Here is a 23,703-nt window from a genome sequence, read left to right on the forward strand (position 1 = left end):
AATGATAGTTTTGCATTCACCCAACAAACGATTTTAGAAACAGGTGTCGATCGTAGTAGAAAATCTTACTAAAATATATGGCCAGCAAAGGGCTGTGGATGGTATTTCATTCACCGCTAACAAAGGCCAGATTCTGGGTTTTCTTGGGCCTAATGGAGCAGGGAAGTCCACCACCATGAAGATTGCCACCGGCTATCTCACAGCTGATGAAGGCAATGTTGCCATTGCTGGGTTGGATATTGCCAGCGATACCCTATCCGCCCAAAAGGTGATTGGTTATTTACCAGAACATAATCCGCTATATCTGGATATGTATGTGCATGAGTTTTTGGCTTTCTCAGCGAGAACTTATGGACTGAAAAGCAGTAAAGCGAAAGCCAGAATCAAAGAAGTTATCTCACAGTGTGGTTTGACACTCGAACAAAATAAGCAGTTGGGTCAACTGTCCAAAGGCTATCGTCAGCGTGTGGGTTTGGCACAAGCACTTCTACACGAGCCAGAGGTGCTGATCCTGGATGAGCCTACTACCGGACTGGACCCCAATCAAATATTGGAAATCAGAAAGCTGATCAAGGAAGTATCCAAAGACAAGACGGTGATATTTTCCTCACACATCATGCAAGAGGTGCAGGCGCTTTGCGATCGGGTGGTGCTTATCAACAAAGGCAAAATCGTGGCGGATCAGTCCATTGCTGATTTCTCCAAAGGTTTTAAAAGCGAACCAGTGCTCAAAGTCGAGTTTAAAGAGGCGGTTGATATCACCCTGTTGCAGGAATTGGAGGCAGTAGAGGCGGTTAGTCATCTGGAAGCAGGCATCTATCAGGTCAAAGCCAAAAATGACGAGGAGGTGCGCACGCAAATTTTCGGGTTGGCAGCTGCACACAAACTGCCGCTGGTCGGATTGCAGGAAGAGAGCGACTCTCTGGAAGAAATTTTCCATGAATTAACTCGTGAGAAATAATGTACGCAGTATTCATCAAAGAAATCAACAGCTTTCTCAATAGCCTCATCGCGTATATCGTTATTGCGGTCTTTTTGACTACCATCGGTCTACTGATGTGGGTATTCCCTGAAAGCAGCATTTTAGAATATGGCTATGCAGATATGGGCACCTTGTTCAATCTCGGGCCTTATGTATTTATGTTTTTAATTCCAGCCATCACCATGCGTTTTTTCGCAGAGGAGAAAAGAACAGGAACAAATGAATTGCTATTCACACGTCCGATGACGGGGGCTTCCATCATTCTGGGTAAATACCTCGCAGGATTTGTACTGGTATTGTTGTCTATACTGCCGACCTTGCTTTATTTCTATTCTGTTTATCAGCTGGGTAATCCAGTGGGTAATTTGGATATTTCAGGTACGGTCGGTTCTTATATCGGGTTGCTATTATTAGGGGGCGTTTTTGTCAGTATTGGGGTGTTTGCTTCGGCCATTACCGAAAATCAAGTGGTGGCCTTTGTGCTTGCCGTTTTCTTGTGTTTTGTGCTTTATTCAGGCTTGGATTCTTTGGCGGCCATTGATATCTGGGGCAGCAGTGCATTGATTTTACAGGAGCTGAGTATGATTTTTCACTATGGGGCCTTGAGTCGTGGACTCATCGATATGAGTGATGTGGTCTATTTTCTGAGTGTGATAGCAGTGATGTTGTTGTTGACACAATTGGTCTTAAACGGGAGGAAATGGTGATGAACAAACGCATTCATATACTTCAGTTTTTGATCGGATTGATGGTGGTGATCATCGTCAATCAGTTGATCGATCGTTTCCCTATCCGCATTGATCTTACAGAAGAAAAAAGGTATTCGATTTCTGATGCCAGCAAAGAGGTGTTAGAAAGCTTGAATGAGCCGGTCTATGTTGAGGTGTTTTTGGAAGGAGAGATGCCAGCGGGGTTCAAACGCCTGCAAAAGGCCATTGCGGAAACTTTGGATCAGTTGGAATATTATTCGGGCGATAAGGTCATCTTTACATTCAAGGATCCATCCATTGCCAAGAACACCAAGGCGAGAAATGAATATTTCAGATCGCTGATGCAGCGAGGGCTACAGCCAACCAATCTGAACTATACCCGCAATGGAAACAAGACAGAGAAGTTGATTTTTCCAGGGGCAATTGTGAGCTACTATGGGAAAGAAAAGCCTGTTTTGCTCCTCAAAGGAAACAAAGGAGCCACCGCTGAAGAGCAACTTAATCAATCTATAGAAGGGATCGAATATGAGTTGGTCAGCGCGATAAGAAACCTATCCACGGATGTGAAAAAGAACGTGGGGCTGATCATGGGGCACAATGAACCGGATTCGTTGAATCTTGCAGGATTGACAGGCGCATTGGCTGAAAAGTACAATGTCTTTGAAGTCGATCTACCGAACCGAACCAGTGACCTATCGCTTTACGATGCGGTCATATTGCCTAAGCCCACCACCGCTTTTAGCGAAAAAGAAAAATACATGCTGGATCAATACATCATGAAGGGAGGCAAGGCTTTGTTTTTCATCGATGCATTGAGGGTAAACATGGATAGTGCTTCGGGAGAGGGAACCTATGCCTTTCCGTACGAGCTGAATTTGGATAATATGCTCTTCAAGTATGGTGTTCGAATCAATCGCAACTTTGTGCAAGATGTTTTTAGTGGAGAGTTTCCGATCGTGGCAGGTATGACTGGTGATCAGCCGCAGATTCGCATGCTGCCCTGGCCTTTCTTTCCGAATGTCAACACCTTTGGTGATCACCCCATCACGAAAAATCTGGATGTCGTGCAGATGAGATTTGTATCCACCATCGACACGGTGAAAGCGGAAGGGGTGGCTAAAACACCTCTGTTGATGACCTCTCAGTACTCGATGATATCGGCCACACCTGTTAAGGTGGCATTCAACGAATTGCAGAAAAATCTGGACCCCAATCGTTTCACGGCTGGCTCTCAGGTAGTGTCTTATTTGCTAAAGGGTAATTTTACCTCGGTATTTAAGAACCGTCTTGTACCTGACGGGGTAGACCCATCAGGGTTCATTGCAGATGGTGAGCCCAGTGCGATTTTGATTTGTGCGGATGGTGATATGATCCGAAATGATTTTGACCTACAGACTGGTGAACCCTTAGAGTTGGGCTTGAACCCTTACAATCGACAGAAATTTGCCAATGCGGACTTTGTACTCAATGCACTGGATTACATGCTGAACGAAGAGGGGATCATTACTTCTAAAACCAAAGAGATTAAAATCCGACCCCTGGATAAGGTTCAGATTGCAGATGAAAAGCTGTGGTGGCAGCTCTTTAATTTAATCGTACCTATTGTGCTCCTGATTGCTTACGGAGTGTTGAGAGTTTATTTGAGGAAAAAGAAATACGCGAGTTTCAAATGACAAAGGTTCAACAATTAAGCGGCGTGCTCATAGCACTGGTATTGGTTTCTGTGGCTCTTTTTGTCTTTGATGGAAAAGGAGGAGGAAGTGATAACATTGACCGAACGCGGTTTCTGGTGGAGGATACTGCAGCGATTCAGTCCGTCACGATCAATAGTAAAGCCTTTGATCTCAAAGTCGAAAAGCAGGAGGGAAGTTGGGTGTTGAATGATTCCTTAGCTGTAGATCCATCTGTCATGAGAGTGATGAAGTCGATCCTCAGTCAGGTCAATGTCCAAAGACCGATAAGTCAACTCAATGTGGAGGAGATTAGAGAATTGTTGAGAAATACGGGGCAGCAGGTAACGCTCGAATTGAATGGAGAGGAGAAAACGTTTTTCGCCGGAGGGAATGTCAACAAGACACAAGCCTATTTTGCTGATGCAGATTTAGAAAATATCTATCTAGTCAACATTCCAGGTTACAACCACTATCTGAGTGGAATCTTCGAATTGACTCCTAATCAGTGGCGCGATCGTGAGTTGTTTGATTCCAACTATCGGAGCATCCAAAACCTGACGATAGACTATGCAGATGGTAGTCAGCTGGTTTTGGAGTTTGAGGACCGTTTCTTTGCAGTCAATCAATTGCAGAGGATAGATACGGCAGTGCTGATGGATTATCTCAATGGGTTCGAAGGATTCTTATTGAATGATTATTTGAGTCCAGGGATGTTTCCGAGTTATGATAGCTTACTCCAAACAGAGCCGATTGCTAAATTGAATTTGACAGATATCGATGCTTCAAAAAACAGGGCATTGGAGATTTACGCCAAGATTCCCGGGGAACAATTTTATCTGCTTTCAGATGGGAAACAGGAGATGATGGTGGTCGATGAGCGACGTACAGAAATGCTTCTGAAAAGAGAAGATGATTTTAAACTGGATGATTCTAAGGAGGAAGATTGATTGCCTCTTTTTAAGAATTTTTTATTTGGATTTTATCATTAACTTTGGCTCAAATTCGAGGAAGTGTCTTTCCGAGTATTTTTCAATTTACCAGAACATAAAAAATACCTATAGCAAATGAAATTCATCGTTTCATCCTCATACTTGTTGAAGCAGCTTGCGGCTATCAATGGTGTGATTACCACTAACCCGGTCGTTCCTATTCTTGAAAATTTTCTTTTCGAAATCTCGGATGGTAAACTTACAGTTACTGCTTCCGATTTGCAGACTTCAATGATTACCGAGCTAGAGGTGGAGGCAAAAGAAAATGGAAGCATTGCAGTTCCTTCTAAGATCTTGTTAGAGACGCTGAGAAACCTGCCAGAGCAGCCAGTTACTTTTAGCATCGATGAGAATTCATATAGCATAGAAATCAACTCGGACAATGGACGATACAAACTATCGGGTGAAAATGCAACGGACTTTCCTAAAGTACCGACTGTATCTGATGGTAGTTCAGTGAATATCTCTTCTGATGTATTGGGCAATGCGATCAACAATACCATCCTTGCTACTAGCAACGATGAGTTGAGACCAGCCATGACAGGTGTTTATTTGAATCTGGCTGATACCAATACGACTTTTGTGGCTACAGATGGACATCGTTTGATTCGCTACAGGAGAGTAGATATTGCTTCTGAGGCCGGTGCTAGTATGATTATCCCTCGCAAGGCTTTGACACTTTTAAAATCAACTTTGCCATCTGGCAATACCAATGTAAACGTGGAGTATAACGTAGCGAACGCTTTCTTTAAGTTCGATGGTATCCACATGGTATGTAGATTGATCGACGAGAGATTCCCGGATTACGAAAACGTAATCCCAACCAATAACGACAATGAGATGACCATCGATCGCCTGGAGCTTTTGGGGTCGCTTAAGCGTATCGCCATCTACGCTAACAAGACTACCCATCAGGTAAGGTTGAAAATAGCGGGTAGCGAGTTGGTAATTTCTTCTGAAGACTTAGACTTTTCTAACGAGGCGAACGAGAGATTGTCTTGTGAGCACGATGGGGGAGATATCGAAATTGGTTTTAACGGTAAGTTCCTGATCGAGATGTTGGCTAACATAGATTCTACTCAGGTAACTATGAAGTTCTCAGAGCCTAATAAAGCGGGATTGATATTCCCAGTAGATCATGATGAGAATGAAGATTTGTTAATGTTGGTGATGCCAGTAATGCTGAGCAACTATTCTGCATAAGACAGTCTTTTTAAAGATATGACAAAGCGAATCAGAAATGGTTCGCTTTTTTTATTGTCTGCTTGCTAGTGCCAATTGCTCCTCTTCAGTAAGTAGCATGTGGTTTTGCTCCTCCCAAAAGCCTGAACCGAAATCTGAAGCTTCATCGAAGAAGGATGCCGTGTCGGAAATTTCATGACTAAGCTGTGGAGTGCTTTTGGTCACTTTAGAATCAGTGATGACCATGTCTGCATGGTAGGTGAAGACTTTGTTTTGGTCTATCCATTCACCTTCATAGGATACACGATGAATGTACCAGGTGCCCTCTATCTCTTTAAATTCTTCCGTCCAATGAGCGAAGCTCCAGAAGTATTGGTTTTCGATCAATGGGTAGTAATCTGCTTTGATGATGGCCTTGCTTTCTGCATCTACATATAGGGTCCCACTGGAGTTTCCGTGTTTGTCTTTTGGCTCAAAATGCAGTTTGAATATTTCCCTTCCATCATAAAAGCTATACTCCTCCTTCGTGAATGTGTAGTGCTTGTGACCTTCCATAGTGAGAAAACTCGATTTGCGTCTGGTTGCTGCATTTACCATATCACTGACATGCCCAGTGACATGTGGGATCTGAACGGAATCTATTCCGTTAAACTCCTTTTTTCTGGTCTTGATGCTGCTAACAGTCGTTTCGTCTTCACTGTAGATAGTGGGGAGATAGATGTCAAATAGGCCTTCGCCAATGTATAGATAGGAGGAAGTGTTCTGAATGCTTTCTTTGTAATAGGCCTTTAGTAAAAGGTCATTGAATTCATAGTTGATTTGGTAGTGGTTAATCAAGTCTTCAATGATGTTTTCTCCAGAATAAACGGTAACACCTTCTAGTACTTCTGAATGGCTCACCAATTGAATGTTACTATTTTCAATCAATTCTGCGACTGTAGGTTCTATGCTTTGGTACCCGATGTATCTAATGCTAACTCGGTCGTTGGTGTTTGCCTTGGAAAGGTGAAGGATGAATTTGCCATCTTGATTGCTCGAGGTTCCCTCTTGCCCACATACAATGTTGGCATAGGGGAGAGGTTCTTGAGTGACGGCATCAAGGATAGTTCCGCGTATTTCCAGTGGCTGTGCAGAAAGAACTGCGCTCACTAGCATACTGACTATCATCAGAAACCATTTTGGGTTTGTATTTTTCTTGGTATTCATATTTAAACTGTAACGTCTAATGCGGGTAAATACCTGATGGTTGCTGATTGAATAGAATGCAATGATAGGTGCTTGACCTTTAAATACTGATCAAGCAAGGGTAGAATTGGTCGATAAAAAGTAGGGGGTTCATCGAAAAGCTGTGCTTGTTCGGCGATTTTGAAAAGTAAATCTTAGAAAAGTACTATTGAATTAGCTGTGATTTTCCTTAGGAATAGAGATGTTGATCAAGGTGCCTTTGCCTGGCTCGCTCTCGATATTAATGTTTCCTTTGAGCGCATTGATTTGATTATAGGCCATATATAGCCCCACTCCTCGACCTTCATATTCAGGATAGAATTTTTCATAGAGCTTGAATAATCTCTCACGATTGTTCTTCATGTCAATACCAATCCCATTGTCTTCTATCAGGAAGTCGTGGCTTTTTTCGGTCGAACGATAGCTGATGTCTATGACAGGTTTTCTGTCCTTATGTCTGAATTTGATCGAGTTATCCAGCAATTGAGCAAAGATGTTGTTCATGAATCCAGGGATGGAAAGCATTTTGTCCTCCTTGCTGATATTCGAGTTGATGGTGACCTCATGTTTATTGATCTTTTCTGCCAGATCGGATTTTAACTTATCGAGACAGTTAGTCAGATAAATTACTTCGTAGTGCTCATGCTTTTTATCTCGGATAGATACGGTTTTGTTCAAATCCTTGATAATCATGTCCAGATTGTTGGTGGATTGCTTCATCAATCCCAATATCTCTTTGTTGTCTGTGCTCAAATTAGATTCATCCATGATTTGAGTTAAGCCCATGAGGTTGACCAATGGGATTCTCAAGTTGTGAGATATGATGTGAGCAAAACGTTCCAGGTCCTCATTTTGCCTTTGCAGGGTGGAGATGAGTTCGTTTTTCTCTTCTTCTATGGCATTTCTAGCCGTGACATCCTGAATCACACCGTGGATTTCGTCTCCTTCGATCTGAGAGCTCTCAGTACCTACAAAGATGGTCCCGTCCTTTCTTCGGAACATGATTTTATGATCCAGAAGCATACCGTCGATTTCCAGATCGGCAATCAGTCCTTCTCTGGTGTTCTCTTCTGCATAGAATTCCAGGCAGCTGCGATGCATCATTTCCTCTTCGCTGTTGTAGCCAAACATCTCTACCATGGTTTGGTTGACGAATAGCACTTGCCCTTTTTTATTAGATCTATAGATCCCCACAGGAAGGGTTTGTGTTAATAGTCGATAGTTGTTTTTAGTTCGGAAAAGATATTTGGTGGTTTGGGTTTGTTTGGAGATGTCCTGAATAGTTCCCAATACCCTGACGGCTCGTCCTGTGTTATCTTTTATCACCTCTCTTTTCTCAGAGATGTGTTTGATGAAATGATTGCGTGTTTCTATCCTGTACTGCAAGCGACGGGGATATCCGCCATCTATGACTTCTTTGATTGCATTGTCATACTCCTCTAGTTCTTCTGGAAATATGATTGCTCTAATAATTTCAATGCTTGGTTTTACGAATTTGGGCTGGTCAAAAATGTTGTATACCTCATCAGACCAGGTCAGCTTATTGGTATTGAGATCCCAATCCCAAATACCCAATTTGGCCTCCTTCTGCGTTCTGTTGAAAAGAAGCTTTAAGCGCTCATAATCCTGGTTTTCTTCAGATTTTTCCTCCGAAATTAACTGGTTTTTTTTGAGGTAACTTTTTGACTTTTGAAAAATGATAGCTGTACCGCCGCTGATAAGCCCTAAGCTTAGCAGAGACCCAACAATCCCATACAAATCCATAAATGCTGCGTCAGTGTCATTGTTAAATCTAGGTTTGGTGGTAGTAAATGGGTCGGTTTTACTAATTTTTCTCAGGCCAAATGTATGTTATTTTATGTTGTCAAACAACTTAGTTTTGATGGACGGTAGCAGGTTCAGATATTCTTGATATCAACATAATAAATCCCCTTAAAATGCCTTATTTCGTGCTTTTATAAAGAGTTTTTAAGATGAATAACAAAAGGCAGTTGGGTTTTGCTCTGGCATTTCTAGGAGTTGTGATGTTTTCGGCAAAAGCTGTGATGGTAAAACTCGCATATGTAAATGGTGTAGAAGCAGTGTCATTATTGCTTCTTCGCATGCTCTTCGCCTTGCCCGTTTATTTATTGATAACAAGTCTCAATTTTTCAAAGCTTAAAACCCGTCTCAATCCGAAAAATTTATGGGCATTGTTGCTTTTTGGTTTTCTTGGATACTATTTGGCCAGTTACTTCGATTTTCTGGGATTGAAATTTATCAAGGCCAGTCTAGAGCGAATCATACTTTTTATCTATCCTACGATTGTTCTTATCCTTTCCTTTCTCTTTCTAAAAAAGAAAATAGAATCTCGTCAGGTGATTGCCATTGCGATTACCTATTTGGGTGTTTTGGTCATGTATTATCAAGAACCGGATTTTTCTTCTACGGAAAGTATGCTAGGTGTTGGACTGATTTTACTCAGTGCACTCACCTATGCTTCATATCTGGTGGGTAGCGATTGGTTGATTCCACAATTGGGATCTACCTTGTTTACTTCACTGGCGATGATTGTTTCTTGTATTTGCGTGATTCTGCACTACTGTATGGTAGGGGATTTTGACTTGTTTAATTATCCGGCAGAAGTTTATGGTTTGAGTATTGCGATGGCTACTTTATCTACAATTATCCCCTCATATTTAATTTCCTATGCCATCAAGTTATTAGGAGCCTCCGATTTTTCAGTCATGGCGAGTATGGGGCCTGTTTCTACTATTATTTTGGCTTGGGTATTTTTAGGGGAGCAATTGACAGTGATTCAGATAGTTGGGGCTATAGTTGTGATTGTAGGGGTTTATTATGTGACTCGCAAAAAACAGAAAAGCTGATGAAAATCAGTTTTAATAATGATTAGTATTCAATTGTAAAACTGTTTGTAGACCTATCTTCGTGGGAGAGTAGGCCTTCGATCAATTGTATTTCTAATTGAATTATAAGATCGGTGCTCTATTCATTTTGATTCCAGGATTTGGCTCTATAACTTTAATGATATAAAGTTGTGTATTATACGGCTGATGTTTAGGGCGTTATGAAATAACCAACGATGAAATGAGTTTTCTAAAAAAAATTATTCCACCTGACCAATGGCTGATTCCTGTGACTTTGCTCTGTGGTTTGATCGCAGGTATGGGCTTTTATGTCTTAAAGGTATCGAATGCCACTTCCTATCTGTCGGATGATCCTCGTGCTTGTATCAATTGTCACGTGATGACACCAGAGTTCATAACCTGGGACCATAGTTCGCACAAAAATGTAGCGACCTGCAACGACTGCCATGTTCCGCATGACAACATTGCTAACAAGTATTTCTTCAAAGCCAAGGATGGTTTGTATCATGCATCGGTATATACGATGCGTGCAGAGCCTCAGGCGATACGAATGAAGGAGCCAAGTGCAAAGGTCGTTCAGAGCAATTGTATCAGATGTCATTCGGATCAGGTAGCAGATGCCAAGATGAATGCCTGGGTGGAAAATCATAAAGAAAATAAAACCAGTCGCCAATGCTGGGAGTGTCATAGAGAAACACCTCATGGCCGTATCAAGAGTCTGGCTGCCATAGGCCAGTTTATCGATCCGCTACCTCAGCGACAGCAGCAAAAAGAGTTCGTTCCGGACTGGATCAAAAATCAACTGAAAGAATCAAAAAAGTAAAAATCACTTACCATGGCCAATATCAAAAAAAGACACGTCCTATTATTTGTAGCCACAGCAGTGGGGGCATTTTTATTGAGTTTGTTAGCGAATAGCATCATTAGTCGTAAGACAGAATCGAAGTTTGCTTATCAACCCGCAGTAGAAATTGCAGACAATGAACCTCGAAATGCTGTTTGGGGAGAAAATTTTCCTCGACAATACCAGTCATTTTTAAAAACAAAAGATACCACATTCCAAAGCTATCAGGGAGGTAGTAAAATGATGGATATGCTGGAGAAGGATCCGCGTCTGGTGGTGCTTTGGGCTGGATATGGCTTTTCTAAAGACTACAACGCGCCAAGAGGACACTACTATGCAGTAGAGGATATCTACAATACTTTGAGAACAGGTGGGCCAACCGGGCCAGGTACAGGCCCTATGCCTAGTACTTGTTGGACTTGTAAAAGTCCAGACGTACCTCGTCTGATGAACGAAATCGGTATTGATGAATACTACAGTGGGAAATGGGCTGACAAAGGAACTGAAATTGTAAATGCCATTGGTTGTGCGGATTGCCACAACCCAGAGACCATGAGTCTTAGAGTGAGTCGTCCAGCCTTGGTTGAGGCTTTTGAGGCGATGGGCAAGGATATCAACGAAGCGAGTCATCAGGAGATGCGTTCTCTGGTATGTGCACAATGCCATGTCGAATATTATTTCAATAAGAAGCTACCAGGAAAAGAAGGGGTTCCTTATTTGGTATTCCCTTGGAAAGACGGGATGTCTGTTGAAGCCATGGAAGCCTACTATGATGATATTGAATTTAGCGATTGGACCCACAAAATCAGTAAAGCACCGATGCTGAAAGCGCAGCACCCGGGATATGAAATCTATTCGACTGGTATTCATGCGAAACGCGGTGTTTCTTGTGCGGATTGCCACATGCCATACAAGTCTGAAGGGGGACAGAAGTTTACTGATCACCATATTCAGTCGCCGCTCAACAATGTCAATAACTCTTGTCAGGTTTGTCACAGACAGGATAAGGAGGATTTGGTTGCAGATGTTTATTCTCGACAAAAGAAGGCAAAACAAGGAATGGAAAAGCTGGAGAAGGCTTTGGTTAGGTTGCATATGGAAGCAGGCAAGGCTTGGGATCTAGGTGCCACAGAGGAGCAAATGGCTGAAATCCTGCAGGATATTCGTCATGCACAGTGGCGATGGGATTACTCTGTAGCCTCACACGGTGCTTCTTTTCACTCTCCAGTGGAAGTAGGACGTATCGTTACTTCGGCACTAGAAGTGGCAGAAGAAGGACGTCTCAAATTGGCTAGACTGCTATCATCACTAGGTTATAATGAGGAATTGCCTTATCCAGATATTTCTACCAAAGCCAAAGCGCAGGCTATCGTAGGATTGGATATGGAAAAACTCGAAAAAGAAAAGGAAATATTCAAAGAGAATATAATCCCACAATGGCTGGAAGAAGCCAAGAAACGTGAAGATAAAATGGAAGTTAAAAAAGCGGTTTCGATGAATTAACTTCCGAATTCACGCGCTAAGAAATAGAGTACATTTAGTTAGGCTGTAAAAAAATAATGGTTCAGGTCCATTTGTCTTGTAAGGGGCAAATGTTCTGACTAAAGTGTTGTTTTTTTGCAGCCTAATTTATTGATCTGAATAGATCAGGCAAAAGAAGCAATATGAGGTCAGGAATTTTTAAAGTGCTGTTTTCAAACCAATTGACAACCGTGCTTTTGTTAGTGTTCGCCATAGCGATGGCTTACGGAACATTTTTGGAGAATGATTTTGGTACGCAGGCCGTCCAGACCATGATCTATCAGGCTTGGTGGTTCGAGTTGGTGATGGCCCTTCTCACACTCAATTTCATTGGAAATATCTTTCGTTACAATTTACTGAGGAGAGAAAAGTGGCCGATACTATTATTTCATGTGGCTTTCATCATTACGCTAATTGGAGCTTTTACCACTCGCTATTTTGGTTTTGAGGGATTGATGCACATAAGAGAGGGAAAGGCAACCAATGAGATTGTTTCTCAGGACCGTTTCCTTCAGGTGAAACTTAGCGCGGATGGATATGAAAAAGAAATCAACAAGCCTTTAAAGTTATCCTACTTCAGTCAACCCGACTTTAATCTAAAACTGGGAGCCAATGATGAGATATCCATCAAATCTGAGGCTTTTGTTCCACAAGCTGAGCAAAAAGTAATTGCCTCAGATAAAGGACAAACCGTCTTGACTGTGGTTACAGCTGGTACACAGGGAAGAGAAAACCTCTATCTGCAATCTGGAGGTTCTATTTTGGTCAATAACTTCCCGATTACCTTTAACAATCCAGTGAAAGGAGCGGTCAATATCATGGATGTCGACGGTGAATTGAAGATACAGTCGCCGGTAGAATTGAATTTTATGGTGATGGCTACTCAATCGGGAGGGAAGTTACCTGCCGATACCATCCAGGACTTGAAACTACGTGCCCTTTACAGAGGACAGGGTGTTTCTTTTGTGGTGCCGGAGCTGTTCGAGAATAGTTCGATAGTCTATCGCCAGTCCGAGGATCAGCAAAAGGCCAAGAGATTAGACGATTTGCTCTTCGTGACGGTAACGGATGGTCAGCAAAAGCATGAGGTACTATTGCCAGCTTTTGATGGGAACTACAGCGATACCCAACATGTGCAATTAGGTGCCTACCATTTGGATATCAGCTATGGGCCTAAGCCAATCGAATTACCATTTTCAATTCGTCTCAGAGATTTCCAACTGGAGCGATATCCGGGATCTGTGAGTCCATCGTCTTATGCCTCTGAGGTAACAGTGGAGGATGGAGAGACTAGCTTTCCTTACCGTATATATATGAACAATGTGCTGGACTACAGAGGGTATAGATTCTTTCAGGCCAGCTATGACAATGATGAATTGGGAACCGTTTTATCTGTCAATAGCGATTTTTGGGGAACCAACATCACCTATATAGGATACACCTTGATGGGACTGGGGATGCTGCTTACATTGTTTGGTAAGCAATCGCGATTCCAAATAGTCAACAGAAAGTTAGCCTCCTTGAATGCAAAGAAAGTAGCGGGTGCGCTTGTTCTGTTAATGGCGTCTTTTGGGACGCTGTCTGCTCAGGAGAATCAAGAACCGGCATATCTGCAAGCCATTCGATCTGGTATGATTCCAGCCGAAAAAGCAGCAGATTTCGGAAAACTGCTGGTTCAAGATCTGGATGGAAGGATCAAACCAGTGAATACCCTTACTTCTGAATTTCTGAGAAAGGTACATGGACGTTCTTCTCTCAAACTAGCAGAGGATATCCAGCTCACTAGTGATCAGATGTTCCTGATGATGCAAATCAATCCGATGATCTGGCAGGCTGTACCTATGATCAAAATTGACCCCAAAAAGGGCTATGAAATACTGCAGACCGTTGGAAAGGAAGAGACAAAATACATTGCTTTCAGCGATTTGGTAGATAATCAAGGGAATTATCTGTTGTTGGATCTGGTAGAAGAAGCAACCCGGAAGAAGCCAGCAGAGCGATCCAATCTGGACAAGGAGTTGATCAACGTCGATGAAAGATTCAATGTGTACTTCCAGGGGTTGACGGGCTATTTTATGAAGATATTTCCACTAGAAGGAGATCCTGCCAATACCTGGTATCATGCGAATTATGAAGGGGAGGCTTTCAAAGGAGAGGATTCTATTTTTGTAAAACGCATCTTGCCGATGTACTATCAGGGAGTGCTCAAGGCCAGTAGAGATGGCGAATGGGATCTGGTCGATGAGACATTGGGCTATATTCACACTTTTCAGAATGTGAAAGGGTCAGAAGTGATTCCAAGCGAGAACATCCAAAAAGCAGAAATGCTTTACAATAAACTCAGGCTTTTCAATCACTTGTTTTCATTCTTTTGGTTGACAGGTTTGGCCCTGTTGATCGTAGCGATCTTGTTGGTTTTCTATCCAGGCAATAAAGGGATTCGCATAGCTAAGCTTGTGTTGACAGGACTTGTTTTGCTTGGTTCGCTTGCCTTGACTTTCAATTTGATCTTACGCTGGTATGCCGCACAGTACCCACCATGGAGTAATGGATACGAGATGATCATTTTGGTCTCATGGGCTCTGATGCTGTTTGGTTTTGCTTTTTATAAGAAATCCAGCTTCGTTGTTCCTTTGGCAGCTTTATTTTCAGGTACACTGTTGTTTGTGGCCTTTTTGGATTGGCTCAATCCCGAAATCACCAATCTGGTGCCTGTTTTAAAATCTTACTGGTTGAAAATCCATGTGGCCATTATTGTGAGTAGTTATGCTCCGCTGGGTCTATCGGCTTTGCTAGGGTTACTTACTTTGGTCTTCATGATTTTTGAGAAAAAGAACAATACGCGTGTTTTCAGCAGTATGAAGGAGCTGAGCTATATCTCAGAGATGTCCATGACCATTGGTTTGTTCATGCTTACGATAGGGACATTTTTGGGAGGTGTCTGGGCCAATGAATCCTGGGGACGCTACTGGGGTTGGGATCCCAAAGAGACCTGGGCCTTGATTTCGGTTATCGTATATGCGGTGGTGCTTCACCTTCGTCTTGTACCGAAGCTAAACGATCTCTATGTATTTAGTGTGGCGAGTGTGGTGGCTTTCTTTAGTATTATCATGACTTCTTTTGGAGTGAATTACTATCTGGCAGGCTTGCATTCTTATGCGAAAGGAGACCCTGTTCCGATTCCTCAGTTTGTTTATTGGATAGTAGCTGGCGTGATCATCATATCGTTACTGGCCAACTGGAAATATCGTAAAAACCACAGTCAGTAGGGATTGTAATTCGAAGATAAAAGGGTAGGGTTATTCGCTTATCAATCGTTTCATTATTGACCAGATGATGAAAGAAATGAAACGATTTTTAATGATGTCCTTATTTGTCGCGGCTTTTACTACCAACATAGTTGAGGCGAGAGAAGTATCAGTCAATAGTTGTCTAGAGGATTCTTCAATTTACTTATACTCCTCAGAGGAAGCTCTTTCTGACTATTCAAATTTAGAGTACAATAGCAACGAGGATGCTCAGAACAATTCCAGTTGGGCATCGGGAGTGTTTCCCTGTGTGGCTTGCGTTTATTTGATTATGGCCCTAAGCTTTTTGTATTGGGTATGTCGATACAGATGGAATTGGTGACAAGACTAACTCACCACGTTTACAGCCTTTCCTTCTTGAAAAGCTTTTAGATTGTCTGTGGCGATTTGAATCAAACGCTTTCGACCCTCCCATGGTGCCCAGGCGATATGAGGAGTAATGATGCAGTTTTTGGCCTTCAATAGAGGATTATCACCTTTGATGGGTTCTACAGACACTACATCTACTGCTGCACCAGATATTTTACCAGATTCCAATGCCTCGTATAAGTCTTGCTCATGGATCAAAGGTCCTCGTGAGGTGTTGATGAGTTTGACACCATCCTTCATTTTGCTAATAGAGTCTTGGTTGATGAGGTGTTCGGTTTCGGGTGTCAATGGGCTATGAAGGCTGATGAAATCAGATTCTGCCAGCAATTGATCTAATGGAACCTGTCGACAGTTTTCCTTTTCAGCTTCAGGCTTGTTGGATCTGTTATGGAAGATCACTTCCATCCCAAATGCCAGGGCCAATTGGGCGGTTGCCTGACCGATCGCTCCCATGCCGATGATGCCAAATTTCTTTCCAGCCAATTCGATCAATGGAGAGTTCCAATAGGAAAAATCCAAACTTCTTTCCCAGTCTCCTTGATGCACGCTATTACTGTGATCTCCGATATGGTGACACATCTCCAAGAGCAAGCCCATGGTAAACTGCGCTACCGATTGGGTGCTATAGCTCGGGATATTGGTCACGGTGATGCCTAGTTTCTGCGCACATTTGATATCCACCACATTGTAGCCAGTAGCTAATACGCCAATGTATTTAAGTTTTGACGCTTGCTTTAAAACTGCTTCGGATATAGGAGTTTTGTTGGTCAAGATAGCCTCTGCATCACCGATTGCTTCTGATATGACTTCTGGATTGTGTTTTACTCGGTCTAGTATCTTTAAAGTTCCTAACTCCTTCAGTCCATCCCAGGACAAATCTCCGGGATTGGAGGTATATGCATCTAATATGACTATTTTCATAGCAATGAATTTTATTGGAAATGCAAACTAAGAATTCTTTTGACAGTTTGGCTAATCAATTCGGAGGCATTTTGGATGGAGGCTTCCACGGACATGTCTGGACTTTTGATTTCGAATAATTGGGTAAAACCTTTTTGCAGCAAGGCTTCATGACCTTTACCCAGAATGCCAGCAATTCCATAAACGGGTTTGCCGTATTTTTTACCCAATTGAGCTACGCCAAAGGGAGCCTTGCCTGAGAGCGTTTGTGCATCCATGGACCCTTCTCCGGCAAGAATCAAATCGGCTTTTTCTATCTTATCCTCCAAACGAATGGCTTTGGCGATCAATTCAAATCCACCTTTCAGCTCAGCATGGCAAAAGGCAACCAATCCAGCCCCCAAACCGCCTGCAGCACCAGCGCCAGGCATGTTTTTAATATTAATATGAAGGGATTTTTCTATGATCTCAGCGTAGTGAGAAAGATTGAAGTCCAACTGTTTAACCTCCTCTGGTGTGGCGCCTTTTTGAGGGCCAAACACGAAGGAAGCACCTTCAGGTCCGCAAAGAGGATTGGTAACATCACATGCCACTTCAAATTTTGATTGGGCAACTCTGATATCAAAGCTGCTCATATCCATTCGATGCAGGTTGCCTAAAGTGGCTCCACCGTGCGCTAACTCATCGCCGGCTTTATCTAGCAAGCTGGCACCTAAGGCTTGTGCCATGCCAGCTCCTCCATCATTGGTAGCACTGCCTCCAATGGCTATGATAAAATGCCTGATTCCCTGATCAAGGGCATGTCGAATCAAAAGCCCCGTACCGTAGGTGCTGGTTTTGCTGGGATTGTATTCGCTCGGTTTTAGGAGGGGGAGTCCCGAGGTTGTGGCCATTTCGATAATGGCAGTGGACCGATCTGGTAATAGGCCGTATTGAGCCTGGATCTTCCTGCCTAAAGGGTCAGTGCTGGGAGCTGAAATTAACTGACATCCTGTAGCCATCTTCAATGCTGCCAGGCTTCCTTCCCCACCATCGGCAATAGGGGCTTTGATGCATGAAATAGAAGGATCAAATTCAAGAATCCCTTTAGCGATGGCATCTGCCACTTCAATGGCTGATAGAGAGCCTTTGAAAGAATCAGGTGCTAGGAGAATGTTCATAGCGGTTTACTTATCCATTTCTATAACCCAGATGCCTCTTAACTGATCTGCGGAGTAGCCGGTGGCTTTATCGTTGGGATAGCGGGAGTTGATCATGCTTAGGGTTTTAGAATCGATATCACTCGCTGGGTTGCCGTGGCATTGCAGGCACATATTGTTGGTCATGATGGGGTAATATCCCACCATTTTATCTCCGATCTCCTGCATTTGTGGGCTGGCTTTTCCAGATGATGATATGTCCTCCTTGGCCTGCGCAATGTAGGCTAGTTCATCAGCATTGGCCTGATTTTCTGGGTTTCGATTTTGATCAGATACGCGTTTGATTTTGGCATTTAATTCATTGGACATGCTATCGGTCAAGGCTATGGCTCTTTCGTTGCAGAAAGCCAGCGCCTGATCGGTGCCTTTGGTTTTGATGGCTGTAAGAAGGTTTTTGCCCAAGACAGCTTTGGTTGATTGTGCCAGACTCATGCCTTTCTTCAGGTAGTTTTCAGTACCGGGAGTTGAGTTTTTCATCAGTAGGTCTCTTTCTTTCAGGTGATGTGCTTCGTACCAGTCAGGCTTATCTAGGTTCGATTGGTAGAGGTAGGTAGCTACTGCTATGTACTGCTCCTCACTGAGCCCCAAATTGGGCATTAGACCAAATTTTTCGATGGCTCTCGGCATCTTAGAGGTTTCGATCTTGGGAGAGGAAAGAAAGCTGCTCATGCTTTGAATGAATGGCTCCTGGTCTCTGTCTGATTCCAGATAGTGGTTTTTTACGGCAAATAGGGGTGGAGCAATTCGGTTATTTCTATTGGCGTTAGGAGAGTGGCAGGAGATACAGTTTTGATCAACGATTTGAAGGCCTTCGTTGTAAGCAATACTTTGAGTATCGGTATTGGAGGCTTCTTTGGATGACGACTGACAGCCCAACATAAAGCTGAGTAGCACCATCAAAAATAGGGCAGAGGTGAATGGGATGTTTTTCATGTCGAGTCATTTGGATTGGAATCAATTTACGGACATTCATTTTTCGAACCAAGGGTTTCTGGCTTGAAATAATGGATAGGATGAAGACAAAAAAAGCCCCTTGAAAGATTCTCTCTCAAGGGGATTTGTGAGGTTGTGTTTTCCTATGCTATTGTTTTTTGTTGGCCATTAAGGTGGAGCTGTGGTTGTGGGTGATACTTTAGTGCATAGACTGATTTGTAGCTGGCAGGATCATTTCTTAGCATTTCGATTTCCTTTTGAGTCTTTTCATCCAGAAGGTTAATCAAGGGCTGATCTACATTCCATAGATCGAAGATGGCTGTCACGATTTTGTCGTCCCACTTTTCGTAGTAGCGCTCAAAATCATCCAGGGCAATTTTCTTGCGGCATGTAGGTTCGCTGCAGATCAATTCCATCTCCTGATCGATATTGAAAATTCCATATTCATCGGTTATTTCCTCGCCTGCCTCGACATCACGTATCGCAATCTCAAAACCATAACCTGTGCTCATGGTATTGCAGTTGCAGCAGTGGTTGACATATTTGGCGAAATCCCAACTGACGATTCTGTTGCCATGTTCGTCGATGTAGGAGTATTTGTCAATGACTGCTTTCATTTCAGCATCATGCTGATGGTAAACCTCAGGAACAATTATATGTTCCAAACTGTCTTTAATATAGACGATGGTTCCTTTCGGAATCCTTTCGGTGGCGAATACTCCGTATCCAACCACTTCATTGATATGTTGAAGTTTTGTTTTAGGATGAATCATTGCGATAATCATTCAATTCAATTGGATGAATGTATCGAAATTCAAGGATTTTAGTTGTGTTTTGGAGTGGAAATATTTGCTGTTTTTAGGCGCAACCCAGTCCGGTGGTAATTGTCTGATTAGTAGTGATTTGAAGGTGTTGCTGTCCTTCGGTCGAAGGGATAAAAAAAGCGCCAAAATCAAGTGATTCTGGCGCTTATCAAGTTTCTTGTTTTAAGCCTTTGCTTCTTTGGCCAACTGCCGGGCTTCTTCTTTGTTTTTAGAGTATTTGATATGGTTTGGAACCCCTTTTAGATCCCATACAATTCCGAAGAAAGAAAGGAATTTGAGAATGTAAAAGGTGATGTCAATTTCCCACCAAAAGAAGCCCTGACGAGCTGCTACTTCGTAGTAGTGGTGGTTGTTGTGCCATCCTTCTCCAAGGGTAATCAATGCCAGAATCAAGTTGTTTTTTGATTCGTCGTTGGACTGGTAGCGCTGCTTCCCGAATTTGTGCATGATAGAGTTGATACTGAATGTGCCGTGGTACAACAATACAGTACTTAAGAAGAAGCCAATGAATAAGCTGGAGAATCCTGCCGTAGTAAACATGGTCGTAATGCTGCCGCCATTGACTATACCACCGAGAGCCATCACACCCAGTGCCAGGATAAATGGAGGAACCAGATAGTATTTGTTCAACCAAACCAACTCCGGATATTTAGAATAGTCCGCAATGATTTTGTAATCAGTCTCTTTGTAGTCTGGCCCCACGATCCATCCTACATGGGAATACCAAAAGCCATAGTGCTTCATAGAATGTGGATCATCATAGGTGTCACTTGTCCTGTGGTGTACTCTATGGTGTCCAGCCCACCACAATGCCCCTTTTTGTGCAGAGGTCTGCGCCATGAAGGCGATGATGAATTGGAAAAATCTAGATGTTTTGTAGCTGCGATGCGCAAAGTATCTATGGTAACCGCCAGTCACCCAGAACATACGGAAAAAGTACAAAAAGGCACAAAGCAACCAATCGAACAATGTCGCACCTGTATAGATTGCTGCTAAAGGCAATAGGTGGACAATCAAAAAACTGATCTCCGTTTTGAGTTTTGGTTTACTCAGTTCTCTTGGAGAAGTAGAAGCTGTAGACATAATTCTATTTTAATTCTTACGTTTCAATTGAAACCTGTACAAAGATAAGTATACCAGATGAAGTAGCATCTAAAAATAAGATGAACAAAATCATGTCAATCATTTGAGACATTTTATTGACACGAATATTAAGCTTTTAGAATGATGTAAGGAATTGCTTTCAAATGATATGAATCAGTACTATATTAGAAAGCTGTCAAATAATGGGCAGTGAGCAGCGTGAGAGAGATTATAAAGTATATGAAATGGATAGTGGGGATGATCATTTACTTGTCCTCAGCATTTCTGTGTGCAGCCCAGCATTCAGAACTGGCTTTCAAACGCTTTACAACAGACGATGGCCTTTCTCAAATCACCATATTGGCATTGCATCAAGACGAAAATGGTTTTCTGTGGATCGCAACGAAAAACGGTCTCAATGTCTTTGATGGTTATGAATTCAAGCATTTTTTTCATGATCCATGGGATAGTACGACCTTAAGTCATAACCATATTGAGGCCATTGAGCCAGGACTCGATAATCAATTATGGGTTGGTACTAATAATGGTTTATGTCGCCTTGATTTAGAAACTGAAACTTTCAAGCGTTACTCTATTAGTAGCGATACTGATGAGGACTGGCAAGTGGTCGATGTGGAGATGGATCAGGAGGGTAATGTTTGGGTAGCGTCTCGAAATGGTTTGTTTTTGAAACCTCAGGGAAAAGAAAAACTTCTTCAAATAAGCCCTGATACTGTTTCAGGAGAATATAAGGACGTTTTTCGAGTGTACACAGGTCGGAATGGCAGAGTTTTTATGGGAGGACGTGACGGACTGTATATGGTTCAAAAGGTCAATTCTGCTTATGGTCTTGTAGAAATCCCGCTTGAAGATGAGGGTGTGCAGGCATCTTATATTCAATCCTTTCATCAAACAGATGATTCAACTCTATGGATTGGTAGTCTCTCTAGACTGTGGCATTATGAGATTGAATCGGGCAAGATAGAGTCATTTGATCATGCCTATATGGATGAAAATGATCAGAAATTGAGCTTTGATTGTAAGTTAATACTCAATGGGGTGGATGGGAACCTTTGGCTCAATGGATACAGTGGAGCTTTTGTATTCGACCCTATAAAAAAACAGTTTGTTGATAGAATTCATCATGAAACTGGCAATCCATTCAGCCTTTCGGATAATTCGATTCATTCTGCACTAGCAACTAAGGAAGGCGGGCTATGGATAGGTACTTATTCAGGAGGGCTTAATTATTATTCACCCTATTTAAAATCATTTGAGCTCCATAAGCATGCGCCTCAAAAAAGAAGCAGCCTTAATTCTAATATCCTCAATGACTTTGTCGAAGGGCCAGATGGCAAGATCTACATAGGCAGTAGTAGAGGAGGACTCAATGTCTGGGATGTGGAGAATGACCAATATGAGCATCATATCACGGATCTCAATATCAGGCATATGCTTTTGGACGAAGAGGGGATTTTGTGGATGGGTACACTTTTTAATGGGGTGGTGAAATATGATACTAAAAACCAAACCTTTTTTCATTATTTGAATGAAAAACCTGAGGCATTGGAGGGTATGACATTGACAACAGGAGCCGCTCTTATAAAAGATCAAAAAGGAGACTTGTGGGCGGCCAACTGGAATGCTTTTTATCACTATGATACTGAAAGAGATACTTTTGAAAGGTATGCATATGAAATAGGTCCTACCTGGAAGGATAGAACCATCCGGTCGGTTCTGAGAATAGGGAATCAACTTTGGATGGGTAGCATGGATGGTATTCATGTATTTGATACAGAAACCAGACGGTTTGTCAAATGGTACAGGCATGATAGTAAGGATAGGGCTTCATTGCCTAACGATGTGGTCACTAGTATGATACAGGATGATTTTGGTACTATCTGGGTTGCAACGTATGGTGGGCTAAGTCATTTTAACCCCCAATCTGATACTTTTACCAACTATGACATAAAAGACGGATTGCCTTCAAATATGGTGCTTTGTCTCCTAATAGATGAAGAAAATAAAGTTTGGCTCAGTACATCAAATGGACTCGCTAAGTTTGATCCCCATACCAGAAGCATCAAAGTTTTTGATGAGTCGAATAATTTACAAAGTAGCACTTTTCGAGCAGGGGCGTGTTATGCTTGTCAGTCCGGTGAATTCCTTTTTGGTGGAATCAATGGCTTCAATAAATTTGATCCATTGGATTTGGTAGAGGATACTACTTCCTTAAAAGCTGTATTGACTGATTTGTATCTATTTAATAAGAAAATTGAGCCAGGAAAGAATGCGGTGATCAAAAAGAAGTTACAATACCTTGATACATTGGTATTGCAGCATGATCAAAATGTGCTTTCGATTGGCTTTACAGCCGCAGATTTTTTCGATCAGGGTAAAACTAGATTTGCCTATCGAATGAAAGGGTTCGATGAAAAATGGAATAAAGTAGGTAACAATAGAATGGCTACTTATACCAATTTATCGCCGGGTTATTATATGTTCGAGGTGTTGGTCGCTAATGCGAACCTTCCATATTATGAAAAAAGCACAAACATAATACTGAAAATAGTACCTCCATTTTGGGCTACAACTTGGTTCAGGGTGTTGGTAGCTGTGTTGTTAGTCCTTTTGGTTATCTCTATTCATAGCTTTAGAGTTGAATCTCTGGTCAAGCAGGGGAAGAAAATGGATCTTTTGGTTAAAGAACGCACTGCTATAATCGATCAGCAAAACCAGAAGCTGATGGAGCAAAATCTAACTTTGCAGCAGGCCGAGGAGGAAGTCCGTACAGCCAATGAACTCCTGCAGGTGGCGAATTCTAATCTTGAATTTCAAGTGGCTAAGAGAACAGAAAAGTTGGATCGTCATATGAACCAATTGAAAGAATATGCTTTTCTAAATTCGCATAAGGTTCGTTCTCCCTTGGTTCGGATATTGGGTTTGGTTGGACTTTATAAATCGGGTAAATTGAGCCAAAAAGAACTCAACGAAATCAATAAGCACATCGAAGAGTCGGCTTATGAGTTGGATGAAATCACCAGAAAGATCAACGAGGAGTTAGACGATCCCAAAACTTAAATTGATTTCTAAAT

Annotated in this window: 18 protein-coding genes; 11 read left to right on the plus strand and 7 right to left on the minus strand. The window is 42.2% G+C overall.

The features are described 5' to 3' along the window. The first annotated feature begins 43 nt into the window (after nt 1-43). From gldA to dnaN, 5 genes are all read left to right on the plus strand, one after another. Nucleotides 44-961 carry a gliding motility-associated ABC transporter ATP-binding subunit GldA gene (gene gldA / locus N7U62_RS01775; protein WP_264136161.1) on the plus strand — a complete coding sequence of 306 codons (918 nt, stop codon included), beginning with the start codon at nt 44-46 and terminating at the stop codon, nt 959-961. Continuing rightward, the gene (gene gldF, locus N7U62_RS01780) at nt 961-1,689 is read left to right on the plus strand and encodes a gliding motility-associated ABC transporter permease subunit GldF (protein WP_264136162.1); all 729 of its coding nucleotides are present in this window, start codon (nt 961-963) and stop codon (nt 1,687-1,689) included. The genes gldA and gldF overlap by 1 nt, the downstream gene beginning before the upstream one ends. Further along, nucleotides 1,689-3,365 (plus strand): gliding motility-associated ABC transporter substrate-binding protein GldG, encoded by a 1,677-nt coding sequence (gene gldG / locus N7U62_RS01785; protein ID WP_264136163.1) that lies wholly within the window; start codon nt 1,689-1,691, stop codon nt 3,363-3,365. Before gldF ends, gldG begins: the two co-directional genes overlap by 1 nt. Further along, nucleotides 3,362-4,312 carry a DUF4340 domain-containing protein gene (locus N7U62_RS01790; RefSeq protein ID WP_264136164.1) on the plus strand — a complete coding sequence of 317 codons (951 nt, stop codon included), beginning with the start codon at nt 3,362-3,364 and terminating at the stop codon, nt 4,310-4,312. The genes gldG and N7U62_RS01790 overlap by 4 nt, the downstream gene beginning before the upstream one ends. A 117-nt stretch (nt 4,313-4,429) precedes the next feature. Further along, on the plus strand, nt 4,430-5,557 hold the full coding sequence (dnaN, locus tag N7U62_RS01795) for a DNA polymerase III subunit beta (RefSeq protein ID WP_264136165.1): 1,128 nt from the start codon (nt 4,430-4,432) through the stop codon (nt 5,555-5,557). A gap of 51 nt (nt 5,558-5,608) precedes the next feature. Here the strand turns inward: dnaN and N7U62_RS01800 are convergent, their stop codons facing one another. Continuing rightward, the gene (locus N7U62_RS01800; RefSeq protein ID WP_264136166.1) at nt 5,609-6,742 is read right to left on the minus strand and encodes a carboxypeptidase-like regulatory domain-containing protein; all 1,134 of its coding nucleotides are present in this window, start codon (nt 6,740-6,742) and stop codon (nt 5,609-5,611) included. A gap of 192 nt (nt 6,743-6,934) precedes the next feature. Further along, the gene (locus N7U62_RS01805) at nt 6,935-8,524 is read right to left on the minus strand and encodes a sensor histidine kinase (RefSeq protein ID WP_264136167.1); all 1,590 of its coding nucleotides are present in this window, start codon (nt 8,522-8,524) and stop codon (nt 6,935-6,937) included. A 209-nt stretch (nt 8,525-8,733) separates the two neighbouring features. On the opposite strand from N7U62_RS01805, the gene N7U62_RS01810 reads away from it, so the two are divergent. The 5 genes from N7U62_RS01810 (at nt 8,734) to N7U62_RS01830 (ending at nt 15,622) form a co-directional block, all read left to right on the plus strand. Continuing rightward, nucleotides 8,734-9,627 carry a DMT family transporter gene (locus N7U62_RS01810; RefSeq protein WP_264136168.1) on the plus strand — a complete coding sequence of 298 codons (894 nt, stop codon included), beginning with the start codon at nt 8,734-8,736 and terminating at the stop codon, nt 9,625-9,627. Nucleotides 9,628-9,847: 220 nt separating this feature from the next. Then, nucleotides 9,848-10,450: a cytochrome c nitrite reductase small subunit gene (nrfH, locus tag N7U62_RS01815; protein ID WP_264136169.1), complete on the plus strand. Its 603-nt coding sequence runs from the start codon at nt 9,848-9,850 to the stop codon at nt 10,448-10,450. A 12-nt stretch (nt 10,451-10,462) separates the two neighbouring features. Then, nucleotides 10,463-11,974 (plus strand): ammonia-forming cytochrome c nitrite reductase, encoded by a 1,512-nt coding sequence (nrfA, locus tag N7U62_RS01820; RefSeq protein ID WP_264136170.1) that lies wholly within the window; start codon nt 10,463-10,465, stop codon nt 11,972-11,974. Between the two features lie 161 nt (nt 11,975-12,135). Next, nucleotides 12,136-15,261: a cytochrome c biogenesis protein CcsA gene (locus N7U62_RS01825; protein WP_264136171.1), complete on the plus strand. Its 3,126-nt coding sequence runs from the start codon at nt 12,136-12,138 to the stop codon at nt 15,259-15,261. 76 nt (nt 15,262-15,337) lie between these two features. Further along, nucleotides 15,338-15,622 (plus strand): hypothetical protein, encoded by a 285-nt coding sequence (locus tag N7U62_RS01830; RefSeq protein ID WP_264136172.1) that lies wholly within the window; start codon nt 15,338-15,340, stop codon nt 15,620-15,622. A 5-nt stretch (nt 15,623-15,627) separates the two neighbouring features. On the opposite strand, the gene N7U62_RS01835 is transcribed toward N7U62_RS01830, so the two are convergent. The 5 genes from N7U62_RS01835 to N7U62_RS01855 all read right to left on the minus strand — a co-directional run bounded on the left by N7U62_RS01835 (nt 15,628) and on the right by N7U62_RS01855 (nt 20,608). Further along, nucleotides 15,628-16,590, minus strand: a complete 963-nt coding sequence (locus N7U62_RS01835; RefSeq protein ID WP_264136173.1) for a D-2-hydroxyacid dehydrogenase — start codon at nt 16,588-16,590, stop codon at nt 15,628-15,630. Nucleotides 16,591-16,601: 11 nt separating this feature from the next. Then, entirely contained in the window at nt 16,602-17,729 is a 1,128-nt protein-coding gene (locus N7U62_RS01840; RefSeq protein ID WP_264136174.1) for a glycerate kinase, read from the minus strand. Between the two features lie 6 nt (nt 17,730-17,735). Further along, nucleotides 17,736-18,701 (minus strand): c-type heme family protein, encoded by a 966-nt coding sequence (locus N7U62_RS01845; RefSeq protein WP_264136175.1) that lies wholly within the window; start codon nt 18,699-18,701, stop codon nt 17,736-17,738. Nucleotides 18,702-18,844: 143 nt separating this feature from the next. After that, nucleotides 18,845-19,474: an SET domain-containing protein gene (locus N7U62_RS01850; protein ID WP_264136176.1), complete on the minus strand. Its 630-nt coding sequence runs from the start codon at nt 19,472-19,474 to the stop codon at nt 18,845-18,847. Nucleotides 19,475-19,687: 213 nt separating this feature from the next. Then, a complete protein-coding gene (locus N7U62_RS01855) occupies nt 19,688-20,608 on the minus strand; it encodes an acyl-CoA desaturase (protein WP_264136177.1) in 921 nt (306 codons plus the stop codon). Between the two features lie 219 nt (nt 20,609-20,827). Between N7U62_RS01855 and N7U62_RS01860 the strand changes: the two genes are divergently transcribed. Further along, the gene (locus tag N7U62_RS01860; RefSeq protein WP_264136178.1) at nt 20,828-23,689 is read left to right on the plus strand and encodes a ligand-binding sensor domain-containing protein; all 2,862 of its coding nucleotides are present in this window, start codon (nt 20,828-20,830) and stop codon (nt 23,687-23,689) included. Nucleotides 23,690-23,703 lie beyond the last annotated feature (14 nt).

It is taken from the genome of Reichenbachiella ulvae (assembly GCF_025833875.1).
GTDB lineage: Bacteria > Bacteroidota > Bacteroidia > Cytophagales > Cyclobacteriaceae > Reichenbachiella > Reichenbachiella ulvae.

Coding starts and splice junctions, on each gene's coding strand:
- gldF (WP_264136162.1), top strand. CDS start 961: ATGTACGCAGTATTCATCAAAGAAATCAACAGCTTTCTCAATAGCCTC.
- gldG (WP_264136163.1), top strand. CDS start 1,689: ATGAACAAACGCATTCATATACTTCAGTTTTTGATCGGATTGATGGTG.
- N7U62_RS01790 (WP_264136164.1), top strand. CDS start 3,362: ATGACAAAGGTTCAACAATTAAGCGGCGTGCTCATAGCACTGGTATTG.
- dnaN (WP_264136165.1), top strand. CDS start 4,430: ATGAAATTCATCGTTTCATCCTCATACTTGTTGAAGCAGCTTGCGGCT.
- N7U62_RS01800 (WP_264136166.1), bottom strand. CDS start 6,742: ATGAATACCAAGAAAAATACAAACCCAAAATGGTTTCTGATGATAGTC.
- N7U62_RS01805 (WP_264136167.1), bottom strand. CDS start 8,524: ATGGATTTGTATGGGATTGTTGGGTCTCTGCTAAGCTTAGGGCTTATC.
- N7U62_RS01810 (WP_264136168.1), top strand. CDS start 8,734: ATGAATAACAAAAGGCAGTTGGGTTTTGCTCTGGCATTTCTAGGAGTT.
- nrfH (WP_264136169.1), top strand. CDS start 9,848: ATGAGTTTTCTAAAAAAAATTATTCCACCTGACCAATGGCTGATTCCT.
- nrfA (WP_264136170.1), top strand. CDS start 10,463: ATGGCCAATATCAAAAAAAGACACGTCCTATTATTTGTAGCCACAGCA.
- N7U62_RS01825 (WP_264136171.1), top strand. CDS start 12,136: ATGAGGTCAGGAATTTTTAAAGTGCTGTTTTCAAACCAATTGACAACC.
- N7U62_RS01830 (WP_264136172.1), top strand. CDS start 15,338: ATGAAACGATTTTTAATGATGTCCTTATTTGTCGCGGCTTTTACTACC.
- N7U62_RS01835 (WP_264136173.1), bottom strand. CDS start 16,590: ATGAAAATAGTCATATTAGATGCATATACCTCCAATCCCGGAGATTTG.
- N7U62_RS01840 (WP_264136174.1), bottom strand. CDS start 17,729: ATGAACATTCTCCTAGCACCTGATTCTTTCAAAGGCTCTCTATCAGCC.
- N7U62_RS01845 (WP_264136175.1), bottom strand. CDS start 18,701: ATGAAAAACATCCCATTCACCTCTGCCCTATTTTTGATGGTGCTACTC.
- N7U62_RS01850 (WP_264136176.1), bottom strand. CDS start 19,474: ATGATTCATCCTAAAACAAAACTTCAACATATCAATGAAGTGGTTGGA.
- N7U62_RS01855 (WP_264136177.1), bottom strand. CDS start 20,608: ATGTCTACAGCTTCTACTTCTCCAAGAGAACTGAGTAAACCAAAACTC.